Genomic DNA, 22,631 nt, shown 5'->3' with positions numbered 1-22,631 from the left:
CGGGGACAGCCATATCGCCATCCTGCGCGCGGGCCAGAGCGACAGCGCTTGTGACAGGGCTTGCATGGCCATGGCCGCAATGCCTATCTGACGCGCAAGCCCCTTCCCCCCTGACGAAAGGATGCCGCATGTCCCCCATAGACTGGGACCAGCCCGCCACGATGATCGACCTGGACGGCAAGGCGCCGCTGATCGGCACGATCCGCCTGTGCGCGCAACATTTCGCGATCTTCAAGGCCGAAGCCAAGACACAGGCCCGCGTGCTGTTGACCCAGCCGGTGCATCGCGAAGGGCGACGCACCCGCACCTGGCTGCTCGAACCGTTTGAGATACAGGCTTTGGTGGACCGCCTGCACGCCGAAGGCTGACGCTTCGTCCGACAACAAAAAAGGGGCCGAATAACGGCCCCTTTTTCCTGTCCTGTCCTGACCGATCAGCGGCCCGGCATCGCCTGCGGCAGCGGCGCGCCTTGCGCGCCCTGCTGTTGCTGCATCATCTGCTGCATCTGCATGATTTCCGCGCGCGACTTGAAGTCGTGCAATTCGACGTCGAATACCAGAATCGAACCGGCCGGGATCGGGCCGGCGGCCTGATCGCCATAGCCCAGCTGCGGCGGGATCCAGAGGCGATATTTACCGCCCTTCTTCATCTTTTGCAGGCCTTCGGAAAAGCCCGGCACGACGCCATCGACCGGCATAGGTGCCTGCGGATTTTCGTCGAACACCGTGCCGTCCAGCAACGTGCCCTTATACCCCACCAGCGCCACGTCGGCGGTCGTCGGGCTAGGCCCGGTGCCTTCGGCCAGTACCTTGATCTGAAGGCCCGACGGCGTGGTGGTCACGCCATCGGCATCGCCATTCTGCGCCAGGAAGGTTGCGGGCGAAGGCTCGATGCCCTGCTGCCCGGCCCAGGCCAGACCACCAGCCGCCAGTGCGACGACGGCAACGCCGATCCAGAGTCGCGTCAACGACCCCTTGGCAATGGAACGAAGGGGAACAGCCGTTATCGACATGGCGCAAAGCCTCGCAATTCAAGGACGGAATAGCAGCAGGAAAGCGGGGCAGCGTTTATGGCCGCCCCGGACGACGCTTACTTTGCGCCGTCGCGCTCGGCGCGCTTGCGATCCATCTTGCGTGCGCGGCGAACCGCAGCGGCCTTTTCACGGGCGCGCTTTTCCGAAGGCTTCTCGTAGTGGCGACGCAGCTTCATTTCGCGATACACGCCTTCACGCTGCAACTTCTTCTTGAGTGCGCGGAGGGCCTGGTCGACATTATTGTCGCGAACGATGATCTGCATAAGTCCGTTAATCTCCAATCGAAAACGAGCGATTCGCCGGGATTTTTCAATCCGTCCCGACGGTCCGACCGAATAGCAAAACCAATGAGTCGTCGCAGGTCGCCCTACGCCGTGTGGGGCGCGCCCTACCAGCAGAGTCGCGGCAATTCAACCCTAAAGCCCCCGCGCTCGACACACAGCACGGAAAAGCGCTACGCTTCGTCCCATAAAACAAGTTTGAGAGGATTGCCATGGCCCCCGCCGACATGCCCCCTGCCGAGAGGGAGGCGCGGCAGCAGCTTGCCGCCTGCTACCGCATATTCGACCATCTGGGCTGGTCGGAACTGATCTATAATCACATCACCCTGCGCGTGCCGGGGGAGGACAGCGCCTTCCTCATCAACCCCTTCGGCCTGTCCTATAACGAAGTCACCGCGTCCAGCCTGGTCAAGGTCGACATTGACGGGCAGGTGCTGGACGGCAGCCGCTATCCCGTCAACCGCGCGGGCTTTACCCAGCATAGCGTGTTCCACCGCCATTTGCCCGACGCCCATTGCATCATCCACACCCACACGACCGCAGGCATGGCGGTCAGCGCCTGTGCCGAGGGGCTGCGACCGATCAGCTTCTATGCGGCCGCCTTTGCCGGGCGCATCGCCTATCATGGCTTTGAAGGCGTCACGATCCGGCCGGAGGAAGGCGAACGGCTGATCGCCAATCTGGGCGACCATCGCGTCATGATCCTGCGCAACCACGGCACGCTGGTCATGGCGGAAAGCCTGCCCGAAGCCTTCCTGAAACAATGGATACTCCAGCGCGCCTGCGAGATTCAGGTGGCAGCGGGCGCCGCCGGCACGCCGATGGACATTCCGGCCGACGTGATCGCCGTGCATCAGCGCGACCTGAGCGGCGTGCAGTTGCCGACAGGGCCGGGCGTGCCGGATTTTCAGGCGATGGTGCGGGTGATCGACCGAATCGACAAAAGCTGGCGGGACTAGCCCCGGATAACGCCACAAAGAATCATCATTGCGAGCGAAGCGAAGCAATCTATGGCCGCGCGCTATGGATTGCTTCGCTACGCTCGCAATGACGAAAGAAATCTCACGCTAGAACCCAGGATCAGCCGCCCCATATCCCCCGCCGCCCGGCGTTTCGATCACGAACAGGTCGCCTGCCTTGAGCGCAGCGGTCGCTGTCGATCCGAGCAATTCGACCCTGCCATCGGCCCGCTCCACCCGGTTGCGCCCCACATCGCCCGACGCGCCGCCATCAAGGCCGAAGGGCGGGACGATGCGGCGGTTGGACAATATGCCTGCCGTCATATCCTCCAGAAAGCGGATGCGGCGCAGGCCGCCATTGCCGCCCCGGTGCAGGCCTGCCCCGCCCGACCCGGCCCGGATGGAAAATGCCTCCAACAACACAGGGAAGCGGGTTTCGAGGATTTCGGGGTCAGTCAGGCGGCTGTTGGTCATGTGCGTCTGCACCACGTCCGCGCCGTCGAAATCCGGTCCCGCGCCGCTGCCGCCTGCAATCGTCTCATAATATTGGTGGCGATCATTGCCGAAGGTGAAATTGTTCATCGTCCCCTGCGCGCCCGCCATCACGCCCAGCGCGCCGAACAGCGTATCGGTCACCACCTGGCTGGTTTCGACATTGCCCGCGACCACGGCGGCGGGATGGCGCGGTCGCAGCATCGACCCGTCCGGCACGATGACGCTGATGGGTTTCAGGCACCCGTCATTCATCGGCACGGCTTCGTCGATCAGCGTCCGCACGACATAGAGGACAGCGGCCCGCACGACCGAAACCGGCGCGTTGAAATTGCCCGGCAACTGGGTGGAAGATCCTGTAAAATCAACGGTCGCAGCGCGATTTTCCCGGTCGACATGGACAGCGACATGGACGCTCGCGCCATTATCCATTGCATAGGTGAAACTGCCGTCCGACAGCCGCTCGATCAGGCGGCGCACCGCCGCTTCGGCCTGATCCTGCACATGGCCCATATAGGCGGCTATCGTTTCGATACCGTAACTGTCACTGATCCGCGCCAGCTCCCCCGCCCCCTTGGCGCAGGCCGCGATCTGCGCCGACAGGTCGGCGATATTCTGGTCGATATTGCGCGCGGGCCATGGTCCCGACGCCAGCAGCGCGCGCACTGCCGCTTCGCGGAAAACACCACGATCGACCACCAGCAGATTGTCGAGGATGACGCCTTCTTCCTCCACGCTGACGCTGCCCGGCGGCATGGATCCGGGCGTGATGCCGCCAATATCGGCATGATGCCCCCGCGCCGCGACGTAGAAGGACGGCACGTCTCCCGCCACGAACACCGGCATCACCACCGTCACATCGGGCAAATGGGTGCCGCCATCATAAGGCGCGTTGAGCGCATAGACGTCGCCCGGCAACATCCCCCGACCGTCGATGGGCTGGCCGTCCTCCCCTTGCCCGCGCCGCCGCATGATCGTGCGGATGCTGTCGCCCATGCTGCCCAGATGGACCGGCATGTGCGGCGCATTGGCGACCAGATTGCCCGCCGCGTCGAACAGCGCGCAGGAAAAGTCCAGCCTTTCTCGGATATTGACGGACGAAGCACTATGCTGAAGCGCCGCCCCCATTTCCTCGGCAATGGCCATGAACAGCCCGCCCATCACTTCCAGCCGGACGGGATCGACCATGCTGGCGTCCGCGTCCTGCGGGGCCGGGCGCGCGACATGCCGGGTCAGGATCAGATTACCAAAGCCGTCCAGCCGCGCCCGCCAGCCCGGCTCCACCGCCGTCGTCGATACCGCGTCGATGATCAGCGCAGGCCCATCGATCAGGCTGTCTGCGCACAGCCCCGCCCGGTCGTAAACATGCGCTGGCGCACCGGCATAATCGACGCTGGCGACGGGCGACGCGGCCTGCGCTGCAATCTGCACCATAATGTCCATCTCGCCGTCTACCGAAGCGATCGCCTCCACCCGCGCCATGTCGATCAGGATGCGGCCCTGCCCGTCAAATCCGAAGCGGGCGCGGTGTTTGTTCAGGAAATTGGCGCGCATCGCATCGGCACTGGCCAACGGCACGTCGAACAGGCTGTCGGTGCCGTCATAGCGCAACCGCAACAATGTTTGCGTGCGGTCGGCCTCCGGTAAATCGCCCCGCGCCGCGTGCGCCAGCGCACCGATCGCCTCGTCCAGCGCCGCCATGCCTTCGTCACTCAGCGGCAGCGCCAGCGTCCGTTCCCGCACCGCCCGCCGATCCGCCAGCCCCATGCCATAGGCGGACAGCACCCCGCCCAGCGGATGGATCATCACTCTGTCCATGCCCAGCGCATCGGCGACCAGACAGGCATGTTGACCCCCGGCCCCGCCAAAACTGGCCAAGGTGTAGCGCGTCACGTCATGCCCGCGCGCGACCGATATGCGCTTGATCGCATTGGCCATGCTGGCGACGGCAACGGCGACAAAGCCCTGCGCCGCATCGCGCGGGGTCATGGCCCGCCCGGTTTCGCGTGCGACCTGCGCGCAGATGTCGGCAAAGCGCGCCGCCACGACCTGCGTATCGATCGGCTGGTCGCCATCCGGGCCGAACAGGCTGGGGAAATGATCAGGCTGGATCTTGCCCAGCATGACGTTGCAATCGGTGATGGTGAGCGGTCCGCCCCGCCGGTAGCAGGCCGGTCCCGGCACCGCCCCCGCGCTGTCCGGCCCGACGCGAAAACGGCCGTCCACAAACGTGCAGATAGAACCGCCACCGGCCGCGATCGTGTGTATCCGCATCATCGGCGCGCGCAACCGCACGCCGGCCACCCGCGCTTCATTGTCGCGCTCGTAACTGCCCGCATAATGCGACACGTCGGTCGATGTGCCGCCCATGTCGAAACCGATCACTTGGCGGAAACCCGCCTGCTCCGCCGTGCGCGCCATCCCCACGATGCCGCCCGCCGGACCGGAAAGCACCGCATCCTTGCCCCGGAACAGGTCGCCGCGCGTCAGCCCGCCACTCGACTGCATGAACAGCATGTCGGCCCCGTCGCCCAAGGCATCGCGCAGGCCATCGACATAGGTGCGCAGCACCGGCGACAGATAGGCATCGGCCAGCGTCGTATCCCCGCGCCCGACCAGCTTGATCAGCGGCGCGACATCATGGCTGGCGCTGATCTGGGTAAAGCCTATTTCCGCCGCGATGGCCGCCAGCGCGCGCTCATGATCGGGATGAAGATAGCCGTGCATCAACAGGATGGCGACGCTGCGCAAACCGCGATCATAGGCCGATTGCAACGCCGCGCGGGCCGCTGCGCCGTCGATCGGCGTGCGCACCGTCCCGTCCGCCATCACCCGCTCGTCCACCTCCACTACATCGGCATGAAGCGGATCGGGCAGGATGATCCGCCGCGCAAACAGGTCCGGCCGGTCCTGATAGCCGATGCGGATCGCGTCGCGAAAACCGCGCGTCACCGCCAGCAGCACCGGCTCGCCCTTACGCTCCAGCAGTGCGTTGGTGGCAATAGTCGTGCCGATGCGCAGCGCACAGGGCGGGATCGGCCCCTCGTCCCCATCCGCGCCCGCCCGCGTCAGCCGCCGCACCGCCTCCACTGCCGCATCGGCATAGCGTTCGGGATCGCTGGACAGCAATTTGACCGTGTGCAGCCGCCCGCCGGGGTCGCGCGCCACCACGTCCGTAAAAGTGCCACCGCGATCGATCCAGAATTGCCAGTCCATGGCAGGCGTGATGGCCCGGTAAGGCGGCATTGGCAAGGGAGGGGTGGCCTACGCCAGCGCCTTCAACCGCTCCCCCACCATCAGCAGGTCCGCGACGAAGCGCGCCTGTTCCTCCGCCTGACGGGCGGGATCGGGCAGGCGCAGAAGAAAGCTCGGATGCACCGTGACCCAGGCTTCCGCCCCATCTTCCAGCGGCATCGCCGCCCCGCGCACCTGACCGATCGTGACCGCCCGGCCCAGAACGGCGCGCGCGGCGCTGGCCCCCAGCGCAACGATGATGCGGGGACGTATGATCGCCAGTTCCTGCCCCAGCCACCACCGACACGCCTGCACCTCCCCCGCTGTCGGGGTCTGGTGGATGCGCCTTTTGCCGCGCTGCTCATATTTGAAATGCTTGACCGCATTGGTGACATAGGCGCGGGCGCGCTCCACCCCCGCTTCCGCCAGCGCCGCGTCGAACAATTGCCCCGCCGGTCCGACAAAGGGCCGCCCGGCCAGATCCTCCTGATCGCCCGGCTGTTCCCCCACAAAGACCAGCGCGGCGTCGATCGGCCCTTCGCCAAACACCGTCTGCGTCGCGGGGCCGTGCAACGGGCATCGGGTGCAGACGCGCGCTTCCTCGCGCAGCGCCGCCCAAGCCACCTGCGCATTGCCATGGCGGGCGGGCTTTTCCGCCATCGGCGCAGTGGCGATCATCGCTGCCTCACGCTGTTGCGCGCCTGCGATCAGCGCGGGGATCAGCGCCGCTTCGGGCAGGTTCTTCCAATATTTCTTGGGCATTTCCGACATCATCGCCCCGGTCTTGAGCCGGGCGGGGTTGAAGATCGCGGCATAATAGCCGGTCCACAGCGCCTCGACCGGGTCGTCACCGGGCGCATCGGCACGGGTCGCGCCTGGCCCTTCCGTGATCGTCTCGCCATCCCAGTGGATGCACGCCTCTGGCGTCAGGATCGACCAGCGCATCGTCGTGAAGCGGCGCACGAAGAAACCGGCCGTGGCGCGAACGATATGATGATCCGGTTCGAACCAGGCGACGAAGCGGGTGGCGTCGCCTTCCGCCACTTCGCGGAAACGCACGAAGGCGTGCATCTTGTGGATGTCGCGCCGCACCCCCTTGGCCAGCATGTCGATGCGGCGCAGCAAAGGGGCGGCCTTGTCCTCCATCGCGGCGGGCCTGGCCCGAACACGGATCAACAGCGCATAGAGCAAGGCGAAGCGTTCGGGGTCGCGATGCAAGATCGCCTTTTGCGCCAGATCGACAAAGGCGCGGGGGACGGAGAAAGCGCCATCGCGGCGGGCAGCAGGCAGGGGATCGTCCGCGAACAGATCCCCCGGCGCGTCGCCGACCTGCCATAGGGTATCTGCCGGATCGACCCCGGCCATCGCCAGCCGCCGCGCCGCATCCCGCCACCCGTCATAATCGTCGGGCGCGGTCAGTGCGACGCGGTGCATAATGCGCGCCTTAATCCTGCGCGGCGGCCCGTTCCAGTTCGGCGGGCTTGCGCTTGGCGAACAGCTTGCCCAGCTTGTCCTCTTCTTCCGCCGTCAGTTCCTTGGCGGCGTCGGGGAACATCTCTTCCTCCTCCTCCTCGATATGGTGGAGGTAGCGTTTCTTCATGTCGGCGAATTTCTTGCGCCATGCTTCGCCATTGAATTTGAGGTCGGCCAATTCCTCCAGAAAATCGTCGATTTCCTTGTGTTCGGACACGCTGTGCTGCGCATCCTCGCGCAGGTCGGGGCGCGACAACATGGTGGCGTAGAGCGTTTCCTCCTCTGCGGCGGCGTGGGCCGACACCTCGACCTTGAACTGTTCGAACAGCTTTTCCAGCTGCGCATCGTCCTTTGCGTCCGCCATCTTCTCGAACAGTTGGCGGTGGGTGTCGTGGTCCTGCTTCAGGCGATCGAAAATAGTGGCATTGGCCATGGGACTTGCTCCTCCTGCGTCGAGGGGGAGTAACGCGGCGCGCGCCTAATGGCTCCGTGGGGGAAGCGGATTCAGCCGAACAGGAAGCGGAAGATGATGGCGACCGGAATCCACAATAGCGCGCCCAACAGGCTGGCGCTCCACAATTGCAGCAGGTCGCGGCGGAAGCGCAGCGCCAACCCGTTATGCGAAAGGCCGCCCTGTTCCAGCATGTGCCAGCGCCGTTCCAGTCCGCGCGCGGCAATGGCATAACCGCCGATCGCCACGATGATGCCCAGATGCAGGACGAGCGATCCGCCCATCTTTGCGACAATGAAAATCTGAAGCAGACAGAAAACCACCAGCGCCGCCGCCAGATGCGTGCTGATCCGTTTGGCAAAGCCGTTGCTTCGCCCCGTGCCTCGCCCCGTGCCTCGATTGTCCAGTGCCGTCGCCAAGACCCGACCCCCTTGGTGTGTGACCTAAAGTCCAAGAGTTTCACGAGTCGCCTCTGCAATCAACCGCAAAAATGCCCGTCAGGCAAAGAGTTCGAGCTGATCACGCGGCTGCGTCACCCGTGCGCGCAGGTCGATGCGGTCGATCAACCCGGTCGGTCGCCAGTCCGCCGCGATCAGGAAGGGCCGCAATTTCTTGATGGATGTCGTCATCCGCGCCACATCCTCCAGCCGCAGGCGGCGATGGCGACGGCTCAGGATGATCCGGTCCACCGCCTTCACCCCCAACCCCGGCACCCGCAACAACTGTTCGCGCGGCGCGCGGTTGACGTCCATCGGGAACGTGCCGCGATGCGCCAGCGCCCACGCCAGCTTGGGGTCGATGTCGAGCGGCAGGCATCCGGTCGCCGCATCGGTCGCCGCTGCAATCTCCCGCGCGTCATAACCGTAAAAGCGCATCATCCAGTCCGACTGATACAGCCGATGTTCGCGCATCAGCGGCGGCCGCTGGAGCGGCAGCACGGCACTGGGCGAAGGGATGGGCGAAAAGGCGCTGTAATAGACGCGGCGCAGCCGGTGCCGGTCATACAGGCTGCTCGCGCGCGTAATGATCGCCCGGTCGTCCGCCGCATCCGCGCCGACGATCATCTGGGTGGACTGGCCCGCCGGCGCGAATTTGGGCGCGTGCCGATATTTACGGCGCGCATCGCCATTATCCTCCATCTCCGCCTTGATCCGCCCCATCGCCCCTTCGATCCGCACGCCATCCTTTTCGGGGGCCAGTCGCTTCAACCCGCTTTCGGTCGGCAGTTCGACGTTGATCGACAGCCGGTCGGCATGAAGCCCCGCCTGCTGCATCAGCGCAGGGTCCGCGTCGGGAATGGTCTTGAGGTGGATGTAGCCACGGAAATGATGATCTTCCCGCAGCGATCGCGCCACTTCGACCATCTGTTCCATCGTATAGTCGGACGACCGGATGATGCCCGACGACAGGAACAGCCCCTCGATATAATTGCGGCGATAGAAATTGAGCGTCAGGTCGACCACTTCCTTCGCGGTGAACCGCGCGCGCTTCACATCGCTGGACCGGCGGTTGATGCAATAATGGCAATCGAAGATACAACTGTTGGTCAGCAATATCTTGAGCAGGGAAATGCACCGGCCATCGGGCGCATAGGCATGGCATATGCCCATTCCCTCGGTCGATCCGATCCCCTTGCCGCCGCGCGAATCGCGTTTCGTGGTCCCTGACGACGCGCAGGACGCATCATATTTGGCAGCATCGGCAAGGATTTCGAGTTTTTGACGAGTGGACATCTGGACCATATCGTTCCTGATATGTTCCTTTATCGCCCCTGTCCAGCGGCTTTACACCAGCCCCAGCTTCGTCAATTCGCCCAGCATCGCCACCGGCATCGTGTCGCGCGCATCCACTTCGCCATCGCCCAGGTCCGGCGGCGCGTCGGCCTCGGCCAGATAGCGCCAGCCCTGATGCGCACGCTTGGGGATGGCGCGCACGGGGATCAGGCGCGGCTCCAGCCGGATCCAGTGGCGGCCCTGTCCCGTCTCGGCAAAACCGATGATCGGACTGCGCCCCACCAGCGCATGGCCGTGAATCCAGTAAAGCGACCCGCCCGCCATTTCCTCCACTCGCTTGGGCAGATAGCGGGTGGTCAGCCGCGCTTCGCCCTCATGGCTTTCCAGCCAGGCGCGCAACGTCGCGGGGCTTTCGCTCTGAAACGCGATCTTGGTCATGTGCAACGGCATGGGTGCGATCTGGGGATGCGCGCGCGGCACGTCAACGCAGGAACAGCGTCGCCAGCCCCAGGAAACTCAAAAAGCCCAGCGAATCGGTCATCATCGTCACGAACACGGCGGACGACACCGCCGGATCGACATTATTGCGGTCCAGCGTGACCGGCACCAGCACCCCCGCCAGCCCCGCGACCAGATTGTTGGTCAGGATGGCGCAGCCGAACACGATCGACAGGTCCATCCGCCCATAGACCATATAGGATCCGATCGCGATCAGCGTGCCGAGCGTCGCGCCATTGGCGGCGGCGATGCGAAATTCCCGGCCGATCATCCGCGCAGTGTTGGAACTGGTCAGCTGGTTCGTCGCCAGCGCCCGCACGACCACGGCCAGCGTCTGCGTCCCCGCATTGCCGCCCATGCCCGACACGATGCCCATCAGCGCGGCCAGCATCGCAAACCGCTCGATCGTCCCTTCGAACAGACCGACCACCGACGCGGCCAGCATTGCGGTGCCAAGGTTCACGACCAGCCAGATCAGCCGCGCCCGCACCGTCATCAGGATCGGTTCGTTGATGTCGCCTTCGCCCGCGCCCGACAGGCGCAAAATATCCTCGCCCGCTTCCTCGGAAATGATGTGGACCACATCATCGACCGTGATCATGCCGACCAATCGCCCGCCCGCATCGACCACAGCGGCGGAAATCAACGCATATTTCTGGAATCGCAGCGCGACTTCCTCCTGGTCCATGTCCACCGGGATCAGCGTCTGTTCGCGCTTCATCAAATCGGCCATGGCGATGGATCGGGGGCAGGTCAGGATCCAGCTCAACTGGCAATAGCCGATCGGCCGGTGCGCCGCGTCCACGACATAGATTTCCCAGAAATCCTGCGTCAGATCGCCATTGTCGCGCAGATAGTCGATCACCTGCCCGACCGTCATATGTTCCGGCACCGCGACCAGATCGCGCTGCATCAGGCGGCCGGCAGATTCTTCGGGATAGGACAGCGCGCTTTCGATCGCGGCGCGATCTTCGGGGTCGAGCGCGTCGAGAACGGCCTGCTGGTCGGCCGCCTCCATATCCTCGATCATCGCGACCGCGTCATCGGTGTCGAGTTCGGACGCGAATTCGGCAACCTGTTCAGGCGCCAGATCGCCGATCAGATCCTCACGAACATAGTCGTTCAGTTCCGACAGCACTTCCGCGCCGACCAGATCGCCCAGCGCGGCGGCCACTTTGCCACGACGATCAGCCGGGGTCAGTTCCAGAAGATCGGCAATATCGGCAGGGTGCAGCGGCGACACCAGGTCGCGCGCCTTTTCCCGGTCGCCTTCCTCCACCGCGTCGAGGACGGCGGAAAGAAATTCGGGCTTCATCCGGTCATCTTCGTCCAGGCCGGTTTCGGCCTGTTCGACGATAATATCGTCAGGCTCTGCCCCATGCAGATGGGGATCGGCCATATCGCCGCGCTCGCTCATGGCGCCCCCTACTGTCTGGTTCCTGTAACATGGCTTCGCTTTCGCTTATGCACCATCCAATTGCAATGGCTCGAACGAAGCTGACCCGCTTTGCCACAAGAATCTTCCATCACGCCCTCAAGCCTCTATATGGGGGCAACCCTATTCCTATTGAGAGGACATGCTTCATGGCTGACGAAACACTTACCCTTACCCTCGACAGCGGCGGCGACGTCGTAATCAAGCTGCGCTCGGACATTGCGCCCGGCCATGTCGAACGCATCACCACGCTGGCCAAGGAAGGCTTTTACGACGGCGTCGTGTTCCACCGCGTCATCCCCGGCTTCATGGCGCAGGGCGGCGATCCGACCGGCACCGGCATGGGCGGCTCGAAACTGCCCGACATCAAGGCCGAGTTTAACCGCCAGCCCCACGTCCGTGGCGTCTGCTCAATGGCCCGTTCGTCCAACCCGAACAGCGCCAACAGCCAGTTCTTCATCTGCTTCGACGACGCCACCTTCCTTGACGGTCAGTATACCGCATGGGGCGAAGTGACGTCGGGCATGGAACATGTCGACGCACTGCCCAAGGGCGAGCCGCCGCGCACGCCGGGCAAGATCGTCAAGGCGACCGTCGCCTGACCTGAAATGCCGATGCTTCCTCCCCTTGCAGGGGCAGGGCTATCGCATAGGGAGCCGTGCTTCACTTCGCTCGTCACCCTGAACTTGGTTCAGGGTCCATTTCTCCAGATCAAACAGTTGTCTGGGACGAGAAATGGATGCTGAAACACGTTCAGCATGACGATTGAAGGAGGGCGCATTTTCATATGCGATAACCCCGGCTGCAAGGGGAGGATTTTGCCAGCCTTGCAAAGCCTCTAGAGCGGAATGACTTCATACTGACTCGTCATTGCGAGCGCGTCAGCCTAATGTCATCAAACTCTAACGCTTGCCCGCCATGCCATCGGTCGCCGACAGCGATTGCGCCGGTTCCGCCGCATTATCGGCAACCGGATCGATCGGGGGCTGATAGGGTCCGATCCGCTCGATATGCCAGCGGCGTTGTTCCGCCGTGGATCCTTCCACGTCATTGACCCGGCGCAGCACCACCTGACGCAGCCCATACCACGGCTTGCCACTGGTCGCGAGCCGCCCGTAAATCTGCACCGGCACGGTCACATAAAGCGATCCTGCCGCGCCCTCCGGCTCCGACGGCCCGCCGATATTGGCGTGAATTTCGCTGAAACCCCGGAAGCGCGCGGCGAAATGCGTATCATCCTGCGACCCGATCGGGCCGGTCGGATTCCACAAATCCTGCGCATCCTCGAACCGTTGCTCCTCCAACAGGCCATAATAGCCCTGCACCACCTGCGCTGCGCCCTGTGCGCTGTCGGGGGTGATGCCGCCTTCGGACAAAGGCGTGCGGTCGTCGGGCAGCCCGCCGGGCGTGCCGGGCTTGGGCGGGTCGAGCGGTTCCATCACAGCCATCGCTTCGGCGCGGACGTTATTTTCCACCTGCACGGCGTTGGCCCCATTGGCCAGATTGTCGATCGCGCTTTCCTCCCGCCCGTCGCACGCGGCGAGGAGCAGGAGGGGAAGCAGCGTGGCGGTGGTGACGTTTCGTTTCCGCATCAGTCCGGGCGTTCCTGCCGCGACGCGCCGGGCGCGCGCGATCGCACGGCGCGTTCCGTTCGCTGGGCCGGTGCCGCGCGCGCGCCCCAGTCGCGCTGCGGACGCGACTGGCTTACGCCGGGCTGCGGTGCCGGGCGGGGGTTCTGGCCCACCGCATCATTGCCACGCCAGTTGCCGCGACCACGATCGCCATCGGTCCCTTGCGACGGGCGCGGGCGATTGGTCCAGTTGCCATTGCCCGGCTGGCGATCGGGGCGTTGCCCCTGCCACTGACCGGGGCGGCCATCGCGGTCGGGGCGCTGGCCTTGCCACTGACCTGGATTTCGCCCCGGATTTTGGCCCTGCCACTGGCCCTGATTCCGGCGCTCGACCCGGCGGCCTTCCCAGTAACGGCGCTGGCCGTCGTTCCACCGCTGACGGCGACCACCCCGGTCGTAGACATAATAGCCATTGCCCGGATAATAATAATTATCATACCAGCCGCTATAAAGGCCGGGCTGATAATACCCGGTCTGCCCGTAATAGCCGTCGTCATAATAGCCGCCGCCGCCATAATAGCCGGTGCCGACGCTCACGCCGCCATAGCCAAAGCCGTCATCATAGGCGCAACCACCCAGCGCGAGCGCACTTGCAAGCCCCACAACTGCCAGTAACCGATGTCGGATGCCCGTCATCGCGTCTCTCCTCATGTCCATCTGATACCGGCCTAACGCCTGGCGGTTGAATTGGTTGTGAATGGATTTCACCCCGCCCGTCCAGCGTTTATCGCAGGTTCAGAAAAGTCGCCTTTCGTTCATCGGGGCGAAAGAAACCGTGTCGTTTCCGTCACATAACGCGCTTTTGCCCGATTTTTGGCACTCGTTCAGGAAACCTTCCGGGCGGCCTGTTCATTGTCCCCTTGTCGATAGCCGCCGCTTTGAGCGTGCGCACCGGCCCGGCGGGTCCAAACCGCTGCACCAATCCACAATGTAAAAAAGGGTCCAACCCATGAAGAAACTGCTTTTCACGGCGGCTGCTGCCGCGTCGCTGATCCCCGCCGCTGCCATGGCGCAGGACGACGCAGGCACCTCCACCCGTCGCATCGAACCCTATGTCGGCGTTCTGGGCGGCGTGCATAATTTCGACAGCGAAACCGGCAAGGAAGGCATCCCGCCCGTCGGCTATAAGGGCCGCATGGTCGAAGGCGTCGCAGGCGTGAACTATAATGTTGCCGGGCCGCTGGTCGTCGGCGTCGAAGGTGGCGCGTCCAAGGGCGTGTCGGGCGACATCGACTGGGAATATAATGCGGCGGGCCGTGTCGGCGTAAAGGCTGGCAAGGACAGCCTGATCTTTGGCAAGGTCGGTTATAAGTGGGTCAATTTCGACGCACTCGGCCCCGACAGCCGCGACTATCACGGCACCACCTATGGCGCAGGCGTGGAACTCTCCCCCGCCGACATGGGCGGTTCGGCCCAGAGCAGCAACATCCGCCTGCGCGTTCAGGCCGACACGATGGGCAATTTCCGCTCGATCCGTCCGATGGCCGGTGTCGTCGCCAAATTCTAAAAGCTTCGGGCGGGCTGTAACGGCCCGCCCCACCAGCCCATCCCCGCCACAGGAGAGAAATCTCCATGGCAGGGACCGGGGTCCGGGACGGCGCATTGGACTGCCGCCGTCCCGGATTCCCCCGCATTTCGCCCTCCCCTTGCAGGGCAGGGCTATCGCCTATGGCTTTTCGTTATCCCACATCGTCATCCTGAACTTGTTTCAGCATGACGATTGCAGGTGGGACATTATCATATGCGATAGTCCGGCGGGGTGGCAGCACGGCGCGCTGACGGAGGGATGTAACCCCTCACCGGAGCCGGATTGCCAGCTACCCGCTGTTACGCAGCGCCGTTGCGATCGCGTTGATCGACAGTTCGATGCCTTCCTTGATGCGCGGATCGTCCTCGCCCGCCCGGTGTCGCTTGAGCAATTCGACCTGAAGCAGGTTGAGCGGCTCGATATAGGGCAGCCGCAACCGGATCGAGGTTTCCAGCGCCGGACTTTTTTCCAGCAGCCGCGACTGGCCGGTCGCACTGAGCAGCCCATCATGCGCCTGCCGCCACCCTTCGCGGATACGGCCGAACATCGCTTCGCCCTGCGCCTGATCCTCCACCAGCGGCAGATATTGCGCGGCGATACCAAGGTCGGACTTGGCCAGCACCATTTCCAGATTGGCGAGCGCGGATTTCAGGAAGGACCAATGCTGCGCCATGTCGGCCAACAACGCCTTGTCCTCGAATCCGGCCAGCGCATGGCCCACCCCATACCAGCCCGGCAGCATGACCCGCGCCTGCGCCCAGCTGAACACCCAGGGAATGGCGCGCAGATCCTCGATCGCGGTGCTTTTGGTGCGGCTGGCCGGACGCGACCCGATTTTCAGGCCCGAAATCTCCTGTATCGGCGTCAGTTGCCGGAAAAACTCCTTGAACCCTTCGGTGCCGTAGACAAGGTCGCGATAGGCCGCGAAGGCGTTTTTCGATAGTTCGTCCATCGCGGCGGTAAAGCGCGCGGCGTCCTTTTCCGAAATCCCCTCCGGCTCCAGACTCGCGAGCAGAGTCGCGCTGGTCATCGCTTCCAGATTGGTCATCGCCACGTCCCGCGAGCCGAATTTCGCGGCGATCATTTCCCCCTGTTCGGTGATGCGGATGCGCCCCTGCACCGTGCCGCGCGGCTGCGCCTGTATCGCGGCAAAGGCCGACCCGCCCCCGCGCCCGACCGCGCCGCCACGCCCATGGAACAGCTGCATCGCCGCGCCCGCATCGGCAAAGACCGGCTCCAATGCCTGGCTCGCCTTATACAGGCTCCAGGTCGATGTGATGTAACCGCCATCCTTGTTGCTGTCGGAATAGCCGATCATCACTTCCTGATGGCCACGCGCCTGCACCACACCTGCAATTTCGGGCAGGCCGAAATAGGCGGACATGATGGCGGGCGCGGCCTCCAGATCGGCGATCGTCTCGAACAGCGGAATCGCCATGATCGCGGCCTGCGGCGGTGCGCCATCGACCCCCGCCTGCCACAGCCCCGCTTCTTTCAGCAGGATGCTGACTTCCAGCATGTCGGACACGCTTTCCGCCTTGGAAATGATATAATGGGTGATGCACTGCGGGCCATAGATGCGGTGCGCCTCCGCTGCGGCATGGACGATCGCCAGTTCCGACGCGGTTTCCTCTTCATAAGCGGAAAAGCGCGACCCCAGCGGGCGATTGCTCGCCAGTTCCTTGCGCAACAAAGCGATGCGCGCATATTCGTCGAGCGCCAGATAGTCCGCCTCGACCCCCGCTTGCCTGAGCAGTTCTGCCACCACCCGTTCATGCACCGCACTATTCTGCCGCATGTCGAGCGTGGCGAGGTGGAAGCCGAACGTCTCGACCGCGCGGATCAGCCGCCCCAGCGCGCCGCCGGTGGACAGCGCCCCATCGCCTTCGCTCGCCAGCCCCTGCGCCACGATCACCAGATCGCGGCGGAAATCCTGCGGGCTGGCATAGGCCTCCCCTTTGAGCGCCGATGGCCGCGCAGGCTGCCCGCCCGTCAACGCGGTGCAGGTCGCCGCCAGCCGCGCATAAATGCCCGAAATCGCCCGGCGATAGGGTTCGTCCACCCGGCTGGGCGAAGCATCGCCACTCGCCTCCGCCAGGTCCAGCACCGCCTGCGGCACATGCGCCAGTTCGGTCGAGAGCGAAAGTTCCGCCCCCAGCGCGTGCAGCGCATCGAGATAATAAGCGATCGCCGCCTGACAGCCACGCTTGAGCGCATGGTCTAGCTGAGGTGCCTGCACGAAAGGATTGCCGTCGCGGTCGCCACCGATCCACGACCCCACCCGCAGGAAACTTTGCGGCCGCGCCCCCAACACCCGTTCCCACCGGGCATAAAGCGCAGGCAGCACCGGCAAAAACGTGTCACGGAAATAGGCCAGAACATTGTCGATCTCGTCCGCGACGAACAATTTTTCGCGGCGCAACGGGCGCGTCTGCCACAACAAAGCGATCTGGCGGAATATCGCCTCGTCCAGATTTTCGCCCTCGTCCGTTTCTTCGCGCCCGCCATCTTTCAACAGCATCAGGTCGGCGATGCGGTTCTTGTGGTCGATCATGCTCTTGCGCCGCACCTCGGTCGGGTGCGCGGTCAGCACCGGCACGATCAGGCTGTGCGAGAGCAAATCCAGCACCGCATCGCGCCCGATGCCATGCGATTCGAGCCGCGCCAGCACCGACGCGACATCCGCCCCCGGCTCCGCCGCCACCCCCTGCCGATCCTCGGCCAGATTGGCCAGCATCGAAAACAGCATGAACCCGCGCGTGAAATTGAGCGTATCGTCCAGCGTCAGCGCGTCCAGCCCGGTGTCGGTGACATCGGCCCCCTGTATACCGCGCGCCCGGTCGACCGATGCGGACCTTATATATTCGGTCTGCTTATACAGCTTGTCCCCGCCATAGGCGCGAATGACATCCCCCAGCAGCCGCCCCAGATAGCGAATGTCGGGATTCTGCGTGATCGCAGGAGCGGAGGGGGAGGATGCCAGAGTCGCCATGGCAACGATGCTGCATTGCAACAGGGGAAGGGTCAAGGGACTTGGGGAGTTTGATATGGGTGAGATATCCAAACTGCTTAATTGAAAAAGGGCCGGTTTCCCGGCCCTGATCCTTACTCACTCACCCTTAGGCTTTTCAGGCTCGTCCACATCAATCGTAATGGGAAACGCCTTGCCGGGAGGGCGACAAATACGCTTCCCGTTCTTGAGGGTGATGCACTGACGATAAATCACAACTTTTGCCATTAAGATGGCTCCATAAAACAGGTGTTGACCATCCCGTCAGGAAGTGCGATTCTTGGCTTCTCACAGCGGTTTCACAGCTTCCTAACGGGGCAGAGATCGGGAAAAGGTCGGCCGAAAGGTCGGCCTTTTTTTCGTTCGATCCTTCAGCGCTGCGCTGGCTGGAATGTTAAATGGCGAATCCTCGTTTCAATATTTTAGTAATCTAAATGATTAACACTCATTAAGCAACTCACATATTGTGGAGTCCTCGTTTTGAGTTGACTTTTGTGTCAATATGGCCTTGAAATAGCGCGAGGGAGACAGTCATGGACGAATTGCTTCAAAAGGCATTGGATCGCCGTGACGAACTCCGAAATGAGCTTGAAGCGCTTGATCGCTTTATAGCATCATATCAGGGCATCCGTTCTCGACACGTTCCTGACACAAAACCTGCCTCGCAAGGAACACTGTTTCCGTCGGTGTCACTTCGCGAAAAAAAGGCAGCGATAGTTTCCAGCATGATGGACGAAATTGAACGAGCAATTCTCGCTAACGAAAAGCCAATGACGCGCAGCCAACTTTTGGAGCATGTCGAAAATGCCGGATTTGAGGTTGAAGGGGGGGATAAAACGAAAGTGCTTGGCACTAATATCTGGCGTTCAAACCGCTTTCATAATCTCAAAGGTGCTGGATACTGGCCCAAAAATCGAGACGTGCCGTTGGAATATGCTCATCTGGAACAGCGGACATCAATGCTCGCTCAGAAACCTAAATAGCAATCGTGTAAACCTGCTTGCACTGACACTTTGCGCGCTCCTCCCCCTGCTCGTCATCCCCCTTTCCTACCACCATTGCCTCTGATCTATCCTGTCGGATGCCCCCGCATCCCGCCCCCGACCGCACCCACTGGACCCCCGCCAAGCAGCGCGCTTTCCTCATCGCCCTGCTCGAAACCGGCAGCGTGACGCACGCGGCGCAAAGCGTGGGCATGTCGCGCATCAGCGCGCATCGCCTGCGCCGCCGCCTGACCGGCACGATGTTCGACCGCAGCTGGGCCTGGGCGCTGGTGCAATATGACGCCCGCATGGCGGATCCCTTCGCGCCCGATCTGCCACCGCCTGCGTCCTCCCCAAAGGCGCAGCGCTAGCGTCTCGTGTTGGAAACCTGCACCACTCCCGTCATTGCGCTCCCCGCACTCATGCTCGAACAGCGCGCGCCAGTGGCCTGCCTGTCGCTTTGGCGTAGCGTGCCTGTTACTTTAGCGTGGCTTTACCGTTGCAACTGGCCCGATTGGCCCGACGACGGTGTGAACTTCGCACCGCCCCCGACGCCTGCCCCGCGCCACGCCCCTTGCACTCCCCCCGCCCTCACGCCAAAGACAGTTTCGTGACCGCCAGCATCAGCATAGGAACCGACAGCGCCGGCAAGGCCGTGCTGGTCGATGTAGAGGAATTGCTCGCCACCCGGCTGCTCGTTCAGGGCAATTCGGGTTCCGGCAAATCGCATCTGCTGCGCCGCCTGCTGGAAGAGTCCGCGCCCATGGTGCAGCAGGTGGTGATCGACCCGGAGGGCGACTTCGTCACGCTGGCGGATCGTTACGGCCATATCGTGATCGATGCGGGCGATTATGACGAGCGTGAGATCGTCAAGATGGCGTCGCGCATCCGCGAACATCGCGCCTCGGTCGTCCTGAGCCTGGAATCGCTGGAGCTGGAGGCGCAGATGAAATGCGCCGCCTCCTTCCTGTCCACTTTGTTCGATGCGCCGCGCGACCATTGGTATCCCGCGCTGGTGGTGGTGGACGAAGCGCAGATGTTCGCCCCCGTGTCAGCTGGCGATGTGTCGGACGAAGCGCGCCGCCTGTCGCTCGCCGCCATGACCAACCTGATGTGCCGGGGGCGCAAGCGCGGGTTAGCGGGCGTCATCGCCACGCAACGCCTCGCCAAACTCGCCAAGAATGTCGCGGCCGAAGCCAGCAATTTCCTGATGGGCCGCACCTTTCTGGATATCGACATGGCCCGCGCCGCAGACCTGCTGGGCATGGAACGGCGGCAGGCGGAACAGATTCGCGATCTGGAGCGTGGTCGCTTTCTGGCGCTCGGCCCGGCCATTTGCCGCCGCCCGGTCGCGGTAAAGATCGGCGCGGTGCAGACCAGCACGCGCGGCGGCACGCACAAGCTGATCGCCCCGCCCACCACCAATGGCGAGGATATGCAGGAATTGCTGTTCGCACGCAGCGACGACGCGGCAACCCCTGCCCCCGCCCCCCGTGCCGATCCGCCGCCCCGCCCGGTCGAGGAAATCATGCGCGCGCTGGCCGACACCCCCTCTGCCAAGCCCGCCGCGCCCGAACTGGACTTCGGCCAGAATGAGCCAGTGATCATCGCCGTGCTGGAGGAGATCGTCGCCGATCTGGGCGATGCCGCGCCCGGCGTGTCGGCGCTCTATCAGGATTTTGGCGTGCGCTGCCGGATGAAGGGGCTGCGCACCCCGCCGCTCGATCTGCCCGCCTTCCGCAAGCGGCTGGCGATGGCGCAGGCGGGCATGGCCGATGCCAACGATCCGCGCTGGCAGGACGCGATGAAGGCGGCGCAACCGCTGCCGGAGGATATGCTCGCCCCCTTCCTGCTGATCGCGCGCGCCGCGATGCAGGGCCATCCCTGCCCCGACGACGCGGCGCTGGCCCGCGCCTATGGCACCAGTTCGCCGGGCCGGGTGCGGCGGCTGATCGACTATATGGAAAAACTGGGCGTCATCGTCGCGCGGACCGATTTTTCGGGCAAGCGTTCCATCGGCGTGCCGGGGCTGGGCCTGTCGACGGCGGCGGCGGACGGATGAGCGCGCCTGCTGTCTTGTTCGTCTGCCTGGGTAATATCTGCCGCTCGCCACTGGCCGAAGCGGCGCTCCGGGCGGAAGCCGCCAAGGCAGGGCTGGTGGTGCAGGTCGATTCGGCGGGGACTGGCGACTGGCATGTCGATTGCCCGCCCGACACCCGTGCGCAGGCGGTGGCGGCGCGCCATGGCATCGACATTTCGGGCTATCGCGGGCGACAAGTGACGGCAGCGGACTTCCGCCGCTTCACCCATATTTTTGCGCTCGACAGCGACAATCTGAACAATCTGCGCCGCATCCGCCCGTCCGATGGCGGCGCGGCGCTGGGCCTGTTGATGGATATGGTGCCGGGGCGCGAAGGGTCTGGCGTGACCGATCCCTATTATGGCGACGCCGCCGGGTTCGACGCGACATGGGACGATGTCACCCGCGCCGCAATGGCCATCGTGAAACGGCTCAGCTCGATTCGCGGATGACGAGGGTGGGGGCGATCTGCACCGGCCCGGCCTCTTCCCCGCCCATCCGGCGGAACAGCAGATCGACCAGTTGCCGCGCGCCCGCCTCTATATCCTGCCTTATGGTGGTCAGCGGCGGATGGGACAGGCGCGCAATGGGAATATCGTCGAAACCGATGACCGACAGGTCGCCCGGCACGCCGATACCCTGTTCGGCGGCAGCGGACATGATCGACATAGCAACCACATCGGACGCCGCAAAAATGCCGTCCGGCCGATGACCCGCCGCGAAATAGGCGGACGCGCTCTCCAGGCTGGCTTCGGCCGTGATCTGGCTGTGGACCAGATCGACGTCGCCGCGCACTTCTTCGGGCAAGGCCGCGACGAAGCCTTGATAGCGGGCGGCAAATTCCGGCACGCCGACATTGCCGAAAAAGGCGAGCTTGCGGCGCCCCCGCTCCACCAGATGCCGGGCTGCCAGCGCACCGCCCGCGACATTGTCGGACCCGACGGTGACATGGACATTATCGGGCGCATGTTCGCCCCAGATCGCCATGGGCCGATAGGTCGCAGCGGTACGATCCAGCACGGCGCTCTGGTCCGACTGGCCAATGATGATGATGCCGTCGGTGCGCCCCGCCCGGATGAACGCATCCAGCCACCCGTCCCCTTCGGGCAAAACGCGGGACAGCAGCAGGTCATAACCCCGGTCGGTCAGCGCATCGGCCAGAAAGCCCAGCATCGCCATGAAGAATGGATCGGACAGATGCTGGCCGCGTGCATGGCCCAGCGGCAACAATACGGCAATCGCCCCGGTCCTGCCCAGCCGCAGATTCTGCGCGGCGACATTCAGGCGAAAACCATGGGCATCGGCCAGCGCCTTGATCTTTTCACGGGTATGCTTGTTCAGCGCACCCTTGCCGGTCAACGCCCGCGAAATGGTGGATACCGACACGCCGGCGATGCGGGCCAGATCCGTGATGCTCTTTACCGGGTCGGTTGCACTGTCATCCATGGATTGAACCTAGGCCAAAGCCGCGTCATCGACAACGGCCGGGCATATGATGCAGATCAGGCGTCGGCGATCCGTTCGCGCATCGTCTGGCTGGCGCGGAAGGTCAGGACACGGCGCGGTTCGATCGGCACTTCGATCCCGGTCTTGGGGTTGCGACCCATGCGCTGGTTCTTGTCCCGCAGGACGAAGGTGCCGAAGCTGGAAATCTTCACATTTTCGCCCCGTTCCAGCGCGCCGGACATATGGTCGAGAATGGATTCGATCAGCGCCGCGGCTTCCGCCCGCGACAGGCCGACATGGCGATTGACGCTTTCAGCCAGATCGGCCCGTGTCAAAGTTCCCGTCATCCGACATCCCCCCAGCTT

The 22,631-nt window shown here is 63.9% G+C and carries 23 protein-coding genes; 8 read left to right on the top strand and 15 right to left on the bottom strand.

Annotation, left to right across the window (positions count from 1 at the left end):
• The first annotated feature begins 128 nt into the window (after positions 1–128).
• Positions 129–368: a hypothetical protein gene (locus SPBM01_RS19420; RefSeq protein WP_188063115.1), complete on the top strand. Its 240-nt coding sequence runs from the start codon at positions 129–131 to the stop codon at positions 366–368.
• Positions 369–433: 65 nt separating this feature from the next.
• On the opposite strand, the gene SPBM01_RS19415 is transcribed toward SPBM01_RS19420, so the two are convergent.
• The gene (locus SPBM01_RS19415) at positions 434–1,012 is read right to left on the bottom strand and encodes an FKBP-type peptidyl-prolyl cis-trans isomerase (RefSeq protein ID WP_188063114.1); all 579 of its coding nucleotides are present in this window, start codon (positions 1,010–1,012) and stop codon (positions 434–436) included.
• Positions 1,013–1,089: 77 nt separating this feature from the next.
• Positions 1,090–1,296, bottom strand: coding sequence for a 30S ribosomal protein S21 (rpsU, locus tag SPBM01_RS19410; protein ID WP_006957190.1), 207 nt, complete (start codon positions 1,294–1,296; stop codon positions 1,090–1,092).
• Between the two features lie 230 nt (positions 1,297–1,526).
• On the opposite strand from rpsU, the gene SPBM01_RS19405 reads away from it, so the two are divergent.
• The gene (locus SPBM01_RS19405; RefSeq protein ID WP_223177746.1) at positions 1,527–2,273 is read left to right on the top strand and encodes a class II aldolase/adducin family protein; all 747 of its coding nucleotides are present in this window, start codon (positions 1,527–1,529) and stop codon (positions 2,271–2,273) included.
• A 108-nt stretch (positions 2,274–2,381) separates the two neighbouring features.
• On the opposite strand, the gene SPBM01_RS19400 is transcribed toward SPBM01_RS19405, so the two are convergent.
• From SPBM01_RS19400 to mgtE, 7 genes are all read right to left on the bottom strand, one after another.
• Entirely contained in the window at positions 2,382–5,981 is a 3,600-nt protein-coding gene (locus SPBM01_RS19400; protein WP_188063113.1) for a hydantoinase B/oxoprolinase family protein, read from the bottom strand.
• 48 nt (positions 5,982–6,029) lie between these two features.
• Positions 6,030–7,433, bottom strand: coding sequence for a UdgX family uracil-DNA binding protein (locus tag SPBM01_RS19395; RefSeq protein WP_188063112.1), 1,404 nt, complete (start codon positions 7,431–7,433; stop codon positions 6,030–6,032).
• A gap of 10 nt (positions 7,434–7,443) precedes the next feature.
• Positions 7,444–7,905 carry a hemerythrin domain-containing protein gene (locus SPBM01_RS19390; RefSeq protein WP_188063111.1) on the bottom strand — a complete coding sequence of 154 codons (462 nt, stop codon included), beginning with the start codon at positions 7,903–7,905 and terminating at the stop codon, positions 7,444–7,446.
• Between the two features lie 71 nt (positions 7,906–7,976).
• The gene (locus tag SPBM01_RS19385; protein WP_262504269.1) at positions 7,977–8,342 is read right to left on the bottom strand and encodes a hypothetical protein; all 366 of its coding nucleotides are present in this window, start codon (positions 8,340–8,342) and stop codon (positions 7,977–7,979) included.
• A gap of 78 nt (positions 8,343–8,420) precedes the next feature.
• Complete coding sequence (locus SPBM01_RS19380) at positions 8,421–9,665, bottom strand: putative DNA modification/repair radical SAM protein (RefSeq protein WP_188063110.1); 1,245 nt, start codon at positions 9,663–9,665, stop codon at positions 8,421–8,423.
• 42 nt (positions 9,666–9,707) lie between these two features.
• Positions 9,708–10,106 carry a DUF1489 family protein gene (locus SPBM01_RS19375; RefSeq protein ID WP_188063109.1) on the bottom strand — a complete coding sequence of 133 codons (399 nt, stop codon included), beginning with the start codon at positions 10,104–10,106 and terminating at the stop codon, positions 9,708–9,710.
• A gap of 31 nt (positions 10,107–10,137) precedes the next feature.
• On the bottom strand, positions 10,138–11,571 hold the full coding sequence (gene mgtE / locus SPBM01_RS19370; protein ID WP_188063108.1) for a magnesium transporter: 1,434 nt from the start codon (positions 11,569–11,571) through the stop codon (positions 10,138–10,140).
• A 167-nt stretch (positions 11,572–11,738) separates the two neighbouring features.
• On the opposite strand from mgtE, the gene SPBM01_RS19365 reads away from it, so the two are divergent.
• Positions 11,739–12,191 (top strand): peptidylprolyl isomerase, encoded by a 453-nt coding sequence (locus SPBM01_RS19365; protein WP_188063107.1) that lies wholly within the window; start codon positions 11,739–11,741, stop codon positions 12,189–12,191.
• Positions 12,192–12,491: 300 nt separating this feature from the next.
• On the opposite strand, the gene SPBM01_RS19360 is transcribed toward SPBM01_RS19365, so the two are convergent.
• Both SPBM01_RS19360 and SPBM01_RS19355 read right to left on the bottom strand, forming a co-directional pair.
• Positions 12,492–13,181, bottom strand: coding sequence for a hypothetical protein (locus SPBM01_RS19360; RefSeq protein ID WP_188063106.1), 690 nt, complete (start codon positions 13,179–13,181; stop codon positions 12,492–12,494).
• Positions 13,181–13,855: a peptidase gene (locus SPBM01_RS19355; protein WP_188063105.1), complete on the bottom strand. Its 675-nt coding sequence runs from the start codon at positions 13,853–13,855 to the stop codon at positions 13,181–13,183. Before SPBM01_RS19355 ends, SPBM01_RS19360 begins: the two co-directional genes overlap by 1 nt.
• A gap of 313 nt (positions 13,856–14,168) precedes the next feature.
• On the opposite strand from SPBM01_RS19355, the gene SPBM01_RS19350 reads away from it, so the two are divergent.
• Positions 14,169–14,726, top strand: coding sequence for an outer membrane protein (locus SPBM01_RS19350; RefSeq protein WP_188063104.1), 558 nt, complete (start codon positions 14,169–14,171; stop codon positions 14,724–14,726).
• 310 nt (positions 14,727–15,036) lie between these two features.
• Here the strand turns inward: SPBM01_RS19350 and ppc are convergent, their stop codons facing one another.
• Together ppc and SPBM01_RS22050 are read right to left on the bottom strand one after the other, a co-directional pair.
• Positions 15,037–17,739, bottom strand: coding sequence for a phosphoenolpyruvate carboxylase (gene ppc / locus SPBM01_RS19345; protein WP_188063103.1), 2,703 nt, complete (start codon positions 17,737–17,739; stop codon positions 15,037–15,039).
• Between the two features lie 117 nt (positions 17,740–17,856).
• Positions 17,857–17,985, bottom strand: a complete 129-nt coding sequence (locus SPBM01_RS22050; protein WP_262504268.1) for a hypothetical protein — start codon at positions 17,983–17,985, stop codon at positions 17,857–17,859.
• Positions 17,986–18,290: 305 nt separating this feature from the next.
• On the opposite strand from SPBM01_RS22050, the gene SPBM01_RS19340 reads away from it, so the two are divergent.
• From SPBM01_RS19340 to SPBM01_RS19325, 4 genes are all read left to right on the top strand, one after another.
• Positions 18,291–18,740, top strand: a complete 450-nt coding sequence (locus tag SPBM01_RS19340) for a hypothetical protein (protein WP_188063102.1) — start codon at positions 18,291–18,293, stop codon at positions 18,738–18,740.
• A gap of 98 nt (positions 18,741–18,838) precedes the next feature.
• The gene (locus tag SPBM01_RS19335; RefSeq protein ID WP_188063101.1) at positions 18,839–19,111 is read left to right on the top strand and encodes a LysR family transcriptional regulator; all 273 of its coding nucleotides are present in this window, start codon (positions 18,839–18,841) and stop codon (positions 19,109–19,111) included.
• A gap of 239 nt (positions 19,112–19,350) precedes the next feature.
• Positions 19,351–20,802: an ATP-binding protein gene (locus SPBM01_RS19330; RefSeq protein WP_188063100.1), complete on the top strand. Its 1,452-nt coding sequence runs from the start codon at positions 19,351–19,353 to the stop codon at positions 20,800–20,802.
• Entirely contained in the window at positions 20,799–21,272 is a 474-nt protein-coding gene (locus tag SPBM01_RS19325; RefSeq protein ID WP_188063099.1) for a low molecular weight protein-tyrosine-phosphatase, read from the top strand. The genes SPBM01_RS19330 and SPBM01_RS19325 overlap by 4 nt, the downstream gene beginning before the upstream one ends.
• Here the strand turns inward: SPBM01_RS19325 and SPBM01_RS19320 are convergent.
• Both SPBM01_RS19320 and SPBM01_RS19315 read right to left on the bottom strand, forming a co-directional pair.
• Positions 21,253–22,266 (bottom strand): LacI family DNA-binding transcriptional regulator, encoded by a 1,014-nt coding sequence (locus SPBM01_RS19320; protein WP_188063098.1) that lies wholly within the window; start codon positions 22,264–22,266, stop codon positions 21,253–21,255. The two genes, SPBM01_RS19325 and SPBM01_RS19320, sit on opposite strands and share 20 nt — an antisense overlap.
• A gap of 56 nt (positions 22,267–22,322) precedes the next feature.
• Positions 22,323–22,613, bottom strand: a complete 291-nt coding sequence (locus SPBM01_RS19315; protein ID WP_188063097.1) for an integration host factor subunit alpha — start codon at positions 22,611–22,613, stop codon at positions 22,323–22,325.
• Positions 22,614–22,631: the final 18 nt, after the last annotated feature.

Source organism: Sphingobium sp. KCTC 72723 (assembly GCF_014280435.1).
Classification (GTDB): Bacteria; Pseudomonadota; Alphaproteobacteria; order Sphingomonadales; family Sphingomonadaceae; genus Sphingobium.
Note: the sequence above shows the minus strand (reverse complement) of the source record. Positions and strands in the feature narration are given on the sequence as shown.